11 protein-coding genes are annotated in these 13787 nt (G+C 73.5%); 7 read left to right on the top strand and 4 right to left on the bottom strand.

What is annotated here, in order from left to right:
* Positions 1 to 158 precede the first annotated feature (158 nt).
* A complete protein-coding gene (locus AC4H2S_RS03080) occupies positions 159 to 554 on the bottom strand; it encodes a RidA family protein (RefSeq protein ID WP_491495841.1) in 396 nt (131 codons plus the stop codon).
* 133 nt (positions 555 to 687) lie between these two features.
* Between AC4H2S_RS03080 and AC4H2S_RS03075 the strand changes: the two genes are divergently transcribed.
* The gene (locus AC4H2S_RS03075) at positions 688 to 1713 is read left to right on the top strand and encodes a helix-turn-helix transcriptional regulator (RefSeq protein ID WP_491495492.1); all 1026 of its coding nucleotides are present in this window, start codon (positions 688 to 690) and stop codon (positions 1711 to 1713) included.
* A gap of 150 nt (positions 1714 to 1863) precedes the next feature.
* Here the strand turns inward: AC4H2S_RS03075 and AC4H2S_RS03070 are convergent, their stop codons facing one another.
* Complete coding sequence (locus tag AC4H2S_RS03070) at positions 1864 to 2484, bottom strand: TetR family transcriptional regulator (protein ID WP_491495491.1); 621 nt, start codon at positions 2482 to 2484, stop codon at positions 1864 to 1866.
* Positions 2485 to 2603: 119 nt separating this feature from the next.
* Between AC4H2S_RS03070 and AC4H2S_RS03065 the strand changes: the two genes are divergently transcribed.
* The 3 genes from AC4H2S_RS03065 to AC4H2S_RS03055 all read left to right on the top strand — a co-directional run bounded on the left by AC4H2S_RS03065 (position 2604) and on the right by AC4H2S_RS03055 (position 5717).
* Complete coding sequence (locus AC4H2S_RS03065; protein ID WP_491495490.1) at positions 2604 to 3671, top strand: hypothetical protein; 1068 nt, start codon at positions 2604 to 2606, stop codon at positions 3669 to 3671.
* A 338-nt stretch (positions 3672 to 4009) separates the two neighbouring features.
* A complete protein-coding gene (locus AC4H2S_RS03060) occupies positions 4010 to 5251 on the top strand; it encodes an AMP-binding protein (protein ID WP_491495489.1) in 1242 nt (413 codons plus the stop codon).
* A 100-nt stretch (positions 5252 to 5351) separates the two neighbouring features.
* Entirely contained in the window at positions 5352 to 5717 is a 366-nt protein-coding gene (locus AC4H2S_RS03055; protein WP_491495488.1) for a hypothetical protein, read from the top strand.
* A 68-nt stretch (positions 5718 to 5785) separates the two neighbouring features.
* On the opposite strand, the gene AC4H2S_RS03050 is transcribed toward AC4H2S_RS03055, so the two are convergent.
* The gene (locus AC4H2S_RS03050; protein ID WP_491495487.1) at positions 5786 to 8782 is read right to left on the bottom strand and encodes a reprolysin-like metallopeptidase; all 2997 of its coding nucleotides are present in this window, start codon (positions 8780 to 8782) and stop codon (positions 5786 to 5788) included.
* 200 nt (positions 8783 to 8982) lie between these two features.
* On the opposite strand from AC4H2S_RS03050, the gene AC4H2S_RS03045 reads away from it, so the two are divergent.
* Both AC4H2S_RS03045 and AC4H2S_RS03040 read left to right on the top strand, forming a co-directional pair.
* Positions 8983 to 9984, top strand: a complete 1002-nt coding sequence (locus AC4H2S_RS03045) for an RNA polymerase subunit sigma-70 (RefSeq protein WP_491495486.1) — start codon at positions 8983 to 8985, stop codon at positions 9982 to 9984.
* Positions 9981 to 10370 carry a DUF6069 family protein gene (locus tag AC4H2S_RS03040; RefSeq protein WP_491495485.1) on the top strand — a complete coding sequence of 130 codons (390 nt, stop codon included), beginning with the start codon at positions 9981 to 9983 and terminating at the stop codon, positions 10368 to 10370. The genes AC4H2S_RS03045 and AC4H2S_RS03040 overlap by 4 nt, the downstream gene beginning before the upstream one ends.
* Before the next feature lie 30 nt (positions 10371 to 10400).
* On the opposite strand, the gene AC4H2S_RS03035 is transcribed toward AC4H2S_RS03040, so the two are convergent.
* Positions 10401 to 12566 carry an acyltransferase family protein gene (locus tag AC4H2S_RS03035; RefSeq protein WP_491495484.1) on the bottom strand — a complete coding sequence of 722 codons (2166 nt, stop codon included), beginning with the start codon at positions 12564 to 12566 and terminating at the stop codon, positions 10401 to 10403.
* 190 nt (positions 12567 to 12756) lie between these two features.
* On the opposite strand from AC4H2S_RS03035, the gene AC4H2S_RS03030 reads away from it, so the two are divergent.
* Positions 12757 to 13689: an NADP-dependent oxidoreductase gene (locus AC4H2S_RS03030; protein WP_491495483.1), complete on the top strand. Its 933-nt coding sequence runs from the start codon at positions 12757 to 12759 to the stop codon at positions 13687 to 13689.
* Positions 13690 to 13787 lie beyond the last annotated feature (98 nt).

Here is a 13787-nt window from a genome sequence, read left to right as displayed (position 1 = left end):
GATCGTCGCCCCGGCGCGGAGTGGACCCCTGATCTGGGTCAACCCAGTCGCCGAGAGGAACAGGGGGTTTCGGTCGGCGATCCGGGTGCCGACACCGCGACCGGAGCTGTCGGCGATGCCGACCCATACCTCCAGGCAGCTGGCGGCGACCCGGTCGCCTATGCGACGGCTGTCGCCTCCAGCTCCACCATCTGGCCGGGGATCGCCAACCGGGTGACCCCGAGCATGGTGGTCGTCGGCGACACCTGGGCGGCTCCCAACCGTGAGGCCAGGACGCCGTAGTGCTCGAGGAGCAGGTCGACGTCGGTGGTGTAGACATTGAGCCGGACGAGGTGGGACAGCGACATGCCGGCCTCGCGGAGCACGGCCTCCAGGTTGTCAAGGCTCAGGCCGACCTGTGCTGCCATGTCTCCCTCGTGTTGTGGCGCGCCGTCGGCGCTCATCGCGGTCTGCCCCGAGCAGTACAGGGTGCGGGATTGCCCGATGACGAGCTCGCCCTGGTTGAACCCCATCGCCACCGACCAGGTCACCGGGTTCACAGCGGTTCGTTCGATCGTCACGTCAGCTCCATTCGGTTCATCGCGGGGTGCCCGCGTTCTCGCACGATGGCCGCGGTCGGCGATCGTCGTCACGGAGTCTTGCGACGAATCACGCCACCCTGTGTCAGGTATTCGGTAGCGTCGTTCCGTGCGTGCCGACCGGTTGGTGTCACTGGTGCTGCTCCTGCGCCAGCGCGGCCGCCTGACCGCGGATGCGCTGGCGCGCGAGCTGGAGGTCTCCACCCGCACGGTGCTGCGTGACATCGAGGCACTGTCGGCGGCGGGCGTGCCCGTCTACGCCGAACGAGGGCGTCACGGAGGGTTCTCGCTGCTGCCCGGCTTCCGGACCGAGCTCACCGGGCTGAGTCACGACGAAGCGCTCGCGATGCTCACCGCCGGGTCGGGACGCGCAGGCCAGATCCTCGGACTGGGGACGGCTCTCGCCTCTGCTGTGCGAAAGGTCCTCGACGCGCTTCCCGAGAGCCACCTGGTCGCCGCGTCCAGCGCGTCCCAGCGCATCCTCGTCGACCCCGAGACAGACCTGTTGTCTCGTCGCGTGGTCGTCGACGACGTCCCCGACGCCACCATGCTCGCCGTGCGCCACGCGGTGCTCGCTGGACACAAGCTGCGCATCCACTACGCATCCCGGGGCCAGGCGCCGCGCTGGCAGACGATCGACCCGATCGGTCTGGTCACCGTGCGCGACCGCGGCTACCTGCTCGCGACCGACGCCGGCACGGACCGCACCTACCGCATGTCGCGCGTCCTCACCGCCGAGGAGCTCGACGAGCCCGCTCAGCGTCCCGATGAGGTGGACCTTGCGAAGGTCTGGGCAGCGCGCAGCGCACAGTTCCTGTCCGAGGGCCACCTCGCCGTCCTGGTGTGCGTGGACCCGTCACGGCGGGACGACCTGGTGGACATGGCCGAATCCGTCCGGACCGAGGAGCCCGGAGCGGACGGCCGGCTGGTCCTCGAGGTGACGTTCCAGGACCTCTGGCACGCGGAATGGGCGCTGTGGCAGCTCGGCACCGACGCCGAAGCCCTAGGCCCCCCTTCGCTGCGCGCCGCTCTGCACGACCGCGCTCAGGCGATCGCCGATCGTCATCGCGACGATCCGGAAGAGGTCGACGGGCAGCTTCCACCGCTCCAGCAGGGCGACGACGCGGCCCGCTGAGACGCGACGGCGAACAGCCCGGGCCTCGCGTGGCTCGTCGCGGCCAACTGCCTGTCCGCGAGCCGTCGCACGGTCGCGGAGTTGCTCGCCGAGGTCCGCACGTCGCCCGGGTAGGTGGCCGGTCCGGTCAGCCGGGTCGGGCGGCCTGCTTCACCTGCCCGGCGGCACCGCCCCCAACGGCGCGTTGTCCCACGACTCCAGCCACGCAGGCCGCGGTCCGGGCGTCATCCCCGCGAGGATGGTGGCGACCAGTCGGGGGACGAGGTCGGGCGCCGCGTCCCGGATGGCCTCCGGCAATGGGCGGGTGACCAGTCCCAGGGCGAGCACCAGCTCCAGGGCGCCCACGTCGTCGCGGACCAGGCCGGCCCGGCGTACGCCCACGAGCACCTCCTCGACCCCGGCGAGCGTCTCGTCCTGGGCCTCGCGCACGGGCGCGGCGAGCTCGTGGGTGACGTACTCGGTGAGGGCGGCGGAGAGCGCGCCGAGGTCGAGGTCGACGAGCCTGCCGACATAGCGCGACCAGGTCTGCGCGGGGCCGGTCTCGATGCCCGCCATGGCCTCGGCTGCGGCAGCGCGCATGTCGGCCAGGATCGCGAGGGCGACCTCGTCGGCGAGCGCCGACCTGGACGCGAAGTTGCGGTAGAGCGTGGCGATCCCGACCCCGGCCGCGTCGGCGACTGCGTCGAGGGCGACGTCGCTGCCCTCCGCGGCGAAGAGCCGCCTGGCCGCTCGGATGATCCTCGTACGCCGCTCCGCTGCGTCCGCTCGCATGGCTGGCTCCCTGTGCTGCCGTGGTCGGCGGTGATTTGACCCGGCCAGCATAAACGGAGGATCATCCTCCACATAAGTGGAGGGAAAGCCTCCGGCTCCCTATTCCGCAGAGGCATCCCGTGACCCCCGCCCCCTCGACCGCCGCGGCACCCGCGCCGACCACCGACCCGGACACCGACCCGACCACCCACCCGGACGACGGCGCCGACCCGACCATGTCGACGCGCCGCACCCCGCCGCCGCTGGTGGCCGCCCTGGGCATGACGGCCGGACTCGGCGCCATCCTCGTGGTGCTCCTCGCCCTCTTCATCCTGCCCTCCCTCAAGAGCGGGGCGCACGATCTCCCGGTGGGCGTGGTGGGCTCCGCCGCGACGATCGCCCAGGTGGAGCAGGACCTGTCCACCACCGCGCCCGAGGCATACCTCCTCGAGCCCTTCGACTCCGAGCGCGCACTGGCCGACGCGGTCCGGGACCGGGAGGTGGCCGGTGGCTTCGTCGTCGACGGCGACGAGGTCCACGCCGTCGTCGCGAGCGCGGGCTCGGCCGCGATCTCCTCGGCCGTCTCCGCCACGGCGCAGACCCTCGGTCAGGCCCTCGGCGCCGAGGTCAGCACCAGCGACGTCGTCGCGCTGCCCGCGTCCGACCCCACGGGCATCGGCATCGGCGGGCTCGCGTTCCCGCTGGTCTTCGGCGGCATCGTGCCGGCGGTCGCCTTCCGCACGATCTTCCCCCGCCGCCCCACGTGGCGACTCGCCGGCGTCCTCGGCTTCTCCGTCGCCGGCGGCCTGATCGTCTCGGGTGTCCTGCGCTTCTGGTTCGGCAGCATCGAGGCCGCGTTCTGGCCGGTCGCCGGTGCGATGGCGCTGGGCATCGCAGCGCTGGCGTTCCTGCTCAGCGGGCTCCAGCAGGCCTTCGGCGGCAAGGGCTTCACCATCGGCGCGATGACCATGATGTTCGTCGGCAACCCGCTCGCCGGCATCGCCACCACAGGCGCCTGGCTGCCCGCGGGCCTGGGCACCATCGGCCAGGTCCTCCCGCCCGGCGCCGCGGGCACCCTCGTGCGCTCCGCCGCCTACTTCGGCGGCGCGGGCGGGCTGACCGCCGCTCTCACCCTCGGCGCCTGGGTGATCGCCGGCCTCGCCCTCCACGCGTACGGCACCGCGCGCCAGGCGCCCGACGCCACCTGACCAGGGTGAGTGCCGTCGTCGCGGGTGCCGGGCGCTGGCGGTCGGATCGAGGGCCGACGACCCGGACATCGAGGACCCGGGCCTCGGCGACGGTGTTCTCCGGGCTGGACCCGGACGGCTACGAGGTCGTGCTCGCGCAGTTCTGACCGGGCCGACGTACGACCGGGCCTCACCTCGCCGACGCGGCGCGGGGGAGTGTCCACACCCGTGGACGCCGAGCCGGACGTGTGCCACGGGTCATGCACAGACAGCCCACACGAGGGTAAAACCACGCGCGGGACGGCCAGCCCGCGGCGAGGGTTGTGCACTCATCAACCGGATTGCCGTGGGGGAGCTCGATGGGAAAGATCCCGGTCGCACGCGCCCAGGCACTGCCGGGTCACGCGGCGGCGGCTCCTGTCCGTGCGTCCGCGTGGCGCTCGCTCTCGCAGCTGGCCACCGAGCGGCCCGACGACGTCGCGTTCCTGCTGACCTCGCCCGACGGCGGTGCCACCGAGCGCACGTGGGCCGAGGTGTCGCAGACGGTCGAGCGCGCCGCCGCGGGGCTCGTCCGCAGCGGGCTGCGGGTGGACCAGGTCGTGGTGTCCCTGCTGCCGGCCGACCACGCCCACCCCGAGCTCGACCTCGCGCTGCGGGTCATCGGCGCCGTCGTGGTGCACGTCGCCCCCGGCGTCACGGCGGGCGACCTCGCCCGCGAGCTCGGTGACGCGGACGTACGCCTCGTGGTGGCCGTGGACTCCGCGGACCTCTCGCGCCTCGACGGGATCTCCCTCCCGCGGGCGGAGCTGTTCTCGGTCGACGGCGGCCGCGGGTGGACCCGGCTGCTCGAGCTCGGCGCCGAGCGCCTCGTGATGGACCCGGCGCTCGCCGAGCGGACGTCCAGCATCGTCGACCCCGACGGTGCCGACCCGCGGCTGCTGTCGGACCGGGCGCCGCTGGGCCGCGCGCCCCTCGACCGGCTGCGTGCCGGCGTGCTGGACCCCCGGGCGACCGCACTCGTCTCGGGCGATGCCGCCGACCCCCTGCTGCAGGTCGTGCGAAACGCCCACCTCGACCTCGGCTTCACGCTGTGCGTGGTCGAGGACCCCGCCCGCCTGCCGGAGGTCGCGAGCACGGCGCACCCCTCGGTCCTCGTCGTGCCCGAGCGGCACGCCGACGCCCTGCCGTCGGTCCTGGCCTCCCTCGCCCCGGCCGTGCCCAAGGCCCGCCGGTCGCGCACCTGGCTCGCCGGCCCCGGCCGCACCCACGGCTCCGCGACGTCCCCGGCGCACGGCCTGCTGGTGGTGACACCGACGCACCGCGAGGACGTCCGCGCGCGCGTCGCCGAGCTGGGCGGCACGCTCGAGGTCGTCGAGGTCGCCGACCTCCGCGCCGCCGACCTGCCCGAGCCGCCGCCGGTCATCATCGGCGACGGCGCGGACCTGCCGCGTCGTGCGCGGCGGGCGCCCGGTGACGACTTCGACCTCCGGATCGCCCCCGAGCCGGACGCGTCGGCGTTCCTGCCGTCGCTCCCGCTGATGTCGGGTGAGTCGTTCCTCGACAAGCTGCTTCTCTCGCGCGCCCGGGAGGCCCGTGACTGAGGACCCGGCGAGCCCACCGGGCCCGCGCGGCGGCACCAGCCGCCACGCACCACCTGCTCCCGGCCGCTCCCGCGGCGGGAACCACACGAAAGGCACTCACATGACCAACGTTGACGTGATCCTCAAGGAAGCCGTCGGCATCGAGGGTGCGGTCGCCGCACTGCTCGTCGACTACCAGTCGGGCATGGCGCTCGGCCAGGCCGGCGACGCCTCCGTGCTCAACCTCGACCTCGCCGCCGCCGGCAACACCGACGTGGTGCGGGCCAAGATGCGCACGATGGAGAGCCTCGGCCTCGACGACCAGATCGAGGACATCCTGATCACCCTCGGCAAGGCCTACCACCTGATCAACCTGCCCAAGGGCCACCCGGGCCTGTTCATCTACGTGGTGCTCGACAAGAGCCGCGCCAACCTCGCGATGGCGCGCCACAAGCTGGCCTCGCTCGCCGGCCAGCTCGAGATCTGAGTCGTCCCCAGACGCACGAGGGGCCGCCGGTGTCGCCACCGACGGCCCCTCGCTCAGCGTGACCGCGTTCAGCGGCCGCGTCCTCGGTCGACGACCGAGAACGTCACCTTCTTCTTGCTGGCCTTGACGGCCTCGTCGCCGCGGTAGCGCACGACGACCTTGACCTTGCCGGTGCGCGCGAAGCGCGGCAGCAGCACGCTGGTCCGGCCGTTCGCGCCGACCGTCTTGGTCCAGGAGCGCGACGTGCCGGCTCCGCGGAGCGTGACCTTGACCTTGCCGGAGGGCACGACGCCCGTGGCCTGGAGCAGCACCCGCAGCCGGGCCCGGCTGCCGACCTCGACGGGCTTGACCATCTTGGTCGCGATCCGCGCCGCGACCTTGTCAGCCGTGGCCGGCGTCGGGGTCGGCGTCGGGGTGGGCGTCGGGGTCGGGGCAGGGGTGGTGGTGCCACCGTTGCTCGGCACGTTGTCGGACAGGATGGTGATGTCCGCGTCGTTGACGTCGAAGAAGTAGTTCTCCACCGCCTCGACCTTGATCCGTGCCGTGGTGGTGGGCACGTCGGGCCACGTCACCTGGGCGTTGCCGTCGTTGGGCGTGCTCTCGGCGAGCACCGTCGGGAAGGTCTTGCCGCCGTCGAGCGACAGGGTGATCCTCACGTTCTCCGACAGGTGGCTGGTGCTGGCGGGGACGCCGCCGACGGCGGGACCGGAGCTCCAGTAGATCGTCTCGGTACGCCCGCCCACGGCGGCGGCCGTGGTGGCGGACTTCGACGTCACCCGGAACGGACCGACGGTCTTGTCGATGAGCAGCTTGACGTCGCCGTAGGCGTAGCCGCCGCCCTCCGGGGCGAGGTCACGCGCGGTGAAGCGGAAGTTGAGCGACGGCTCGGTGTTGCCGTCCCACCCGACGCTGGCCTGCGCGGCGGATCCCACGTAGGCGGCCGTCGGCAGCCACTCGGCGAAGCACTCCGTGACGGGGACCGTCGGGAGCGGGACGGGGGTCGGGCTGCCCGCTGCCGGCTTGGTCGGCATGGCCGGGCAGGTGCCGTCGATCGCGTTGGTGTTGTTGGCCAGGATCTGCGCCATGTCCGGGAACACCCGCGTGGGGCTGGACGTGGCGGTGTTCAGGCCGGGGGAGTGGATCTGCAGCGCGCCGGCCGGGGTCACCGGGGCGTGCACCCCGAAGATCCGGAACAGCGGCCCGTCGACCTTGGTCTGGCTGCCCAGCGTGGTGCCGGCGGAGCCACCGCGGTCGTTCTGCTCCCAGATGTGCACCAGCGGGTCGCCGTCGGGGTCGCTGGCCTCGCCGGTCAGCGCGAACGGCGTCTGGATCGGGATGGTCTTCGTCACCGGGGCGTTCACCACGGGAGCGTGGTTGCCGGTCGCGGTGACGGTGGAGCCGCCGTTGAGCTGCGCGCCGCCCTGGGCGGTCTCGCCCACGAAGCCCGTGACGTCACCCGAGGCCGGCGCGAAGCCGAGCGCGGCGACGTCGGTGGCGGAGAGGGGCGCGCCGCTGAACGTCACCTGGAAGCCGGTGTCGTCGATGGTGGCGGTGCTGCCGAAGCCACGCACGGCCACGGTGTCGGCTCCGGTCACGGCCTCGATGGCCGCGTCGAGGGAGTTCAGGTCGTAGTTGGTGCCGCGGACGATCGGGGCGGTCTGCGCTCCGTCGAAGCTCAGCGTGAACGACTCGCCGTCGGTGTCGAAGCCGCGCAGGGACACCGTCTGGACCTCGTTGATCGGCGCGCGGTTGGCGGTCATGGTGTTCGTCATGTCCGTGATGCTGCGCTGCGAGAAGTACGGGTCGCTGTGCGACTGGAGGTTGTCCTGCTGGCAGATGCCGGCGTAGGCCATGATCGAGCTGCCCGAGCCCGGCTCGTACGGCGATCCGCCGCGGTTGCCGGAGCAGTTGAGCTCGGTGCCGTTGAAGGTGTGCGGGCCGCCGAACTGGTGGCCGATCTCGTGGGCGACGTAGTCGACCGCGAAGTAGTCGCCCTCGGGGGCGGGGAGGCCGGTGCAGCCGCGGGCCTTGCCGTCGCCGCCGATGACGCCCAGGCCGGCGACGCCGCCGCCGTTCACGCCGAGAGCGAGGTGACCCACGTCGTAGGCCGACGCGCCGACGAGCTGGCCGAGCACGATGCGGTTGCGGCTGAGCGAGGCGCTGCCGCAGCTGGTGAGCTGCTGCACGGTGAAGCACGGCGCCGAGCCGCAGGGACCGTTGGGCTCGGTGGCCTTGGCGGCCGTGTCGAGGTTGAGCTTGTCGGTGTCGTTGATCAGCAGCATCCGCACGGCGAGGTCGTCGTTGTAGATCTGGTTGACCCGGTTCATCAGGGTGACCTTCTCCGCGAGCACGTTCTCGGTGCCGAAGTAGGTCGCGTAGGACGGGTCGGTCACCAGCGCGAGGCGGAAGGTCCGCAGGGACACCTCGGTGCCGGGGGCCTCGCCCGCGGCCTTGCCGAGGCTCTTGACGACGTGGTCGTCGAGCTCGGGCTCGACGAGTCCGCGGTCCTTGGCGGGCAGGTCGCCGTGGCGGTAGGAGAGGTAGAGGCTGTCGTCGCCGTTCCAGGCGGGGTCGACGTACCAGGCGGCGCGGTCACCGGAGCCTCGCACCGAGGCGTGGAAGCCCATCGGGGTGAGGTCGAGCCGGATGGTCGCGGTCGGGTCGTTGACGGCGCGGCCGGCGTAGGTCGCGATCTCGGGGTGGCGAGCGGCGAGCTCGGCCTCCATGACGGCGACCTCCTGCACGCGGAAGTCGACCAGCTCGCCGTTGGGAGCGGGAACGCTCACCACGGTGCCGGCGTCGTCGGCGCGGGCCGCGTCCTCGGCGGGGGCGCGGTCGAGGACGGCGCTGATGCCGTCGCGGTCGAGGGTGAAGGCGGCAAAGCGCGTGGGCTCCACGCGGCGCGCGGCGGCGCCGCGGTCACCGCCGGGACGCTGCTCGGTGGCGGTCCAGTAGCCGTTGTCGTCGGGTGCGGCGGCGGTGCCGGACAGGGTGAGGGCCTGGAGCCCGGTGAGTGCGATGAAGACGGAGACGAGTAGGGACAGATAGCGGATTGGACGGGACATGCGACCTCTGATCTCGCGTGGGACGGGGGCTCGAACCGTAGGGCAGCGAACGGGCCGTCGGCGCACCCCTCGGGGGCTGTCTCACCCCCCGGCGGGTGATGTAGGACACCCCCGGAAATCCGGGCCGCGCGCCCGGTGATGACTTCCAGCGGCCGGGTCGGTCATACGGGTGACAGCAACGACGGACGAGAGGCTGGACGATGACGATCGACACGATCACCCAGGAGGTCGACATGAGCGCGTGGCAGGCCGTGGACGAGGCGGAGTTCGCGGCGCTGGCCGAGCGGCACCGGCGCGAGCTGCACGTCCACTGCTACCGGATGCTCGGGTCGTTCCAGGACGCCGAGGACGCCGTGCAGGAGGCCTACCTCCGGGCCTGGCGGGCCCGGGCGACCTACGAGGGGCGCTCCCCGGTGCGGGCCTGGGTCTACCGGATCGCGACGAACGTGTGCCTCGACCTGCTCGCCCGGCGGCGTCCCGAGCCGGCCTCCGGCGGCGAGGTGCCGTGGCTGCAGCCCTACCCCGACCGGCTGCTCGACGAGTTGAGCGCCGACGACGCCGACGAGCCCGAGGCGCTGGCCGTGGCCCGGGAGACCATCGAGCTCGCCTACCTCGTCGCGGTGCAGCACCTCGCCCCGCGCCCGCGGGCCGTGCTGATCCTCCGCGACGTGCTGGGCTGGCCCGCCAAGGAGGTCGCCGAGCTGCTCGGCGACTCGGTCAACTCCGTCAACAGCGCTCTCCAGCGTGCCCGCGCGGGCATGCGGCGGCACCTCCCGGCCGAGCGCCAGGACTGGACCGGCGAGGAGGACGACACCGCGACGCGCGACCTCGTACGACGCTTCACCGAGGCCAGCATCGCCACCGACATCGACGCGCTCGCCACCATGCTGCGCGACGACGTGCGGTTCGCGATGCCGCCCTCGCAGGGGTTGCTGGTGGGTCGCGAGGCGGTCCTGTCGGACTGGGTCGACCAGGGCTACCCGCAGATGAGCGGCTTCCGCGCGGTGCCGACCGCGGTCAACCGGCAGCCGGCCGTCGCCTACTACCTGTGGAACGAGCAGCAGGCGGCCCACCTCCCGCTGACCCTCGACGTGCTCCGCATCTCCGGCGGGGCGGTCACCGAGGTCACCATCTTCGACGCCGACCGGTTCGCCTCCCTCGGACTGCCCGACCGACTCCCCGCCGAGGGGGCGCAGCGGTGAGCCGGCTCGCCCGGACCACCCTGGCCGGACTCGGGGCGGCCGTCGCGGCAGCGGCACTGAACGCCGCCATCGCCGCCGCCGCCCGGGGCGTGGGCGTCAGCCTCGAGGTCGACGGGGGCGAGGCGATCCCGGTCTCGGGCATCGCGGTCGTCACCCTGGTCCTCAGCGCGGCCGGGGTGCCGATCGCCGCAGCCGTGTCACGGTGGAGCAGCAGCCCGGTGTCGTGGTGGCTGGGTACGACGGCCGCGCTGATCGTGCTGTCGCTGGTGCCGCCGTTCGTGGCCGCCGCCGACGCCGCCACCGCGGTGACGCTCGTCGTGCTGCACCTCCTCGCGGCGGCCGTCGTCGTGCCCGTGGTCGCGCGGACCTTGCGCGCCCCGGCCTGAGCGGCCTCAGCCGCCCCGGCCTGAGCGGCCTCAGCCACCCTGGCGTCGGCCTCTCGCCTCGGGGAGCAGGCCGAGGGCCCGGCCGAGCGGCGTGGCGAGGGAGCGGGCGTAGACGGTCGTCACGTGCCCCTCGTCGCGCTGCGGCACCATGTCGGCGACGACCGCGGGACACTTGCCGTCGTCGCAGAACCACTGCCGTGTGGCCACGACCTCCACGCCGGCCTCCTCGGCCGCCTCGATGCTCGCTCGGGTGACCCGCTCGGCCCGTCCGGAGGTGCCGCTGAGGCAGGTGCCCAGGTGGGCGTCCCGCTCGGCGAGGCACCGCTCGGGCGAGATCGTGCGCCGTGGCACGTCCTCGAGCAGCACCAGGCGCCGGGTGAGGGGCAGCAGGTCGGCGAAGAGCCGGTCGAAGCCGTCGGCGAGCTCGGCCACCACGCCGTCGGTGTCGCGCACCACCTCGCCGTCCACCTCGACGTTGGGGGCACCGGACGTGGAGACGACGACCAGGTCGGGGTCGAGGTCGCGGATCCGGTCCTCGGCCCAGGCGTTGAAGTCGAGGCAGCCCTGCCACGGCTTGACCCGGCCGCCGCCGCGCACCATCTGCACGCGCGCGGGCGTGCACTGCGACTTGACGAGATAGTAGGCCTTCCACCCGGCCTGCTTGGCGATGCGGTCGAGGGCCGGGATCCAGTGCCGGCCGTGGGAGTTGCCCAGCACCACCAGGGTCTTCTCGCCGTCCGGGTCGCCCTCGGGGCACAGCCCGACCGGGGGGCCGATGTACTCGCAGTCGCCGAGGTCGGCGCGGTCGTCCTTGAGGTCGCGGAGCTCCGGACGCAGCTCCCGGGGGATCGGCCGCTCCTCGACCCCCGCGCGCACCGAGGCCTGCACGAGGCCGACCCACGGGTCGTCGGAGAGCCGCGAGCCGTCGACGGCCCGCTCGTAGTCGTCGATCGAGATGGCCGCGTCCTGCCCGACGAGCTGGCGGTCGATGACGGCGGTGGCGACCAGGCAGCAGGCCACCGCGAGCGAGACGGCGCCGGGGTAGAGCAGCATGCCGCGGCGGCGTCGCGTCGTACGCCCGGTGCGGAAGGGGGTCTCCACGAAGCGGTAGGACGCCCACGTCATCACCACGGTCACCGCCAGCGCCACCGCCAGCTCGGCGGGGCGCAGGTCGCGGCCGGCGTGCTGCTCGGCGATGACCAGCACCGGCCAGTGCCACAGGTAGAGGGAGTAGGACGCGTCGCCCACCACGCGCATCGGCCGCACCCCCAGGGCGCGCTGCGCCATCGGCGGACGCTCGTCGTCGAGACCGGTGCCGGCGAGGATGACCGCGCTGGTGCCGAGCACCGGCATCAGCGCGAGCCAGCCGGGGAAGGGCGACGCCTCGGTCACGACGAACATCGCGACGCCGATCAGGCCCAGGCCGCCGAGCGCGACCACGTTGCGCAGCAGCGGCGTCAGCCCCGCCGCCAGCCGGGGCGCCGCGACGGCGAGCAGGCCGCCCGCGGCGAACTCCCACACCCGGGTGAAGGTCGAGAAGTAGGCGCTCTCGGGCGAGGCGGTGGACGCGTGCACCGACCACGCCAGGCTCGCCGCGGTCGCCAGGGCCAGGACCGTGACGATGCCGGCCCGCTGCGCCCGCGCGTCGGCGCGCCGCAGCACCCGCACGGCCGCCACGACCGAGACGAGCAGGGCCAGCGGCATCACGAGGTAGAACTGCTCCTCCACCGACAGCGACCAGAAGTGCTGGAGCGGCGACGGCGGATCGGTCGCGGTGAAGTAGTCGGTCTTCTCGATCGCGAAGCGCACGTTGGCCCCGAAGAGCGCCGCCCACACGCCGTCGACCGAGGCGTCGCGCGCGTCGAGAGGGTTGAGCCACAGCCAGGACGCCACGACGGTGCCCACGATGGCGACCGTGGCGGCCGGGAGGATCCGCCGCGCCCGCCTGACGTAGAAGCCGACGAGGTCGATCGTTCCGGTCCTGGCCACCTCGCGGAGCAGGAGGGTGGTGATGAGGAAGCCGGAGAGCACGAAGAAGACGTCGAGGGTGACGAACCCGCCTGGATAGGGGGCGAGCCCGGTGTGGAAGACGAGGATGCCGAGGACCGCCAGCGCACGCATGCCCTGGATGTCGTCACGGAAGCCACGGCGCCCGGTGTTCGCGCTCACGGCCCGGTGGGGGTGTGCGGGGGTCACGAGGATCCTCACGGACGAGAGCAGGTCCCGGCCACGCTAGCCGCGCGAGCCGGGCTGCTGGATGGGGTCCGGACCCCAGATGCGGCGCACCGCACCCGGATGGGCGGGTCGGCGGAACACCCCGGTCCGCCGGCCGGTTGGAGCAGGGGTCCGCCGGACCCGGCGGGCTCCCGACGCACGAGGAGCGAGCATGCGCGCAGCCAGCTACGACACGTTCGGCGGACCCGAGGTCCTGACCGTCGGCGAGCGTCCGGACCCGCCGGTCGGTCCCGACACCGTCCTCGTCCGGGCCCGCGCCACGAGCGTCAACCCGGTCGACTGGAAGATCCGCCAGGGCCACCTCCAGCGCGCCTACCCGCACCATCTGCCGATCATCCCGGGCTGGGACGTCGCCGGGGTGGTGGTGGCGGTCGGGCCGTCGGTCCGCACCGGCCTGCAGGTCGGCGACGAGGTCTGGGGCTACGTCCGGCGCGACGACGTCGCGCACGGCACCGCGGCCGAGCTGGTCCCGGCGCCCGAGCGCACGGTCGCCCTCAAGCCGGCCGGGCTGTCGTTCGAGGAGGCCGCCTCGGTCCCGCTCGCCGGCCTCACCGCCTGGCAGGCCCTCACCGAGGTGCTCGAGGTCGGCCCCGGCGACCGGGTGCTCGTGCACGCGGCGTCGGGCGGCGTGGGCCAGCTCGCGGTGCAGGTCGCCGCGGCGCGGGGCGCCGAGGTCATCGGCACCGCGTCTCCCGCCCACCACGACCTGGTCCGCGGCCTCGGCGCCTCGGTCGTGCTCGACCACCACGCGGGAGCCATCAGCGAGCAGCTGGCCGGCCACGGCGGCCCCGTCGACGCGGTCCTCGACCTCGTCGGGGGCGAGGCCCTCGCCGACGCCGCCGCGCAGGTGAAGGACCCCGCGCGGATCGCCTCGGTCATCGATCCCGGCACGGTCGCCTCGCTGGGCGGCCGCTACGTCTTCGTCCGGCCCGACCGCGACGGCCTCGACGCGCTGGCGGCCCTGGTCGAGCAGGGTCGGCTCCGGGTCACGGTCGCGCGCACGTTCGGCCTCGACGACATCGCCGACGCGCACCGGCTCTCCGAGGAGGGCAGCCCCGGCGGCAAGATCGCCATCACCATCTGACGTACTCACGACCGCCGCGGGCGCCCGGCCCCTCGGGGTCGGGTGCGCCGACCCCGGCGGTGACCCACACCGGCTCGGACACCTCCCGCCGCTCAGGC

The sequence above is a fragment of the Nocardioides sp. Z13_37 genome (assembly GCF_058355585.1).
Note: the sequence above shows the minus strand (reverse complement) of the source record. Positions and strands in the feature narration are given on the sequence as shown.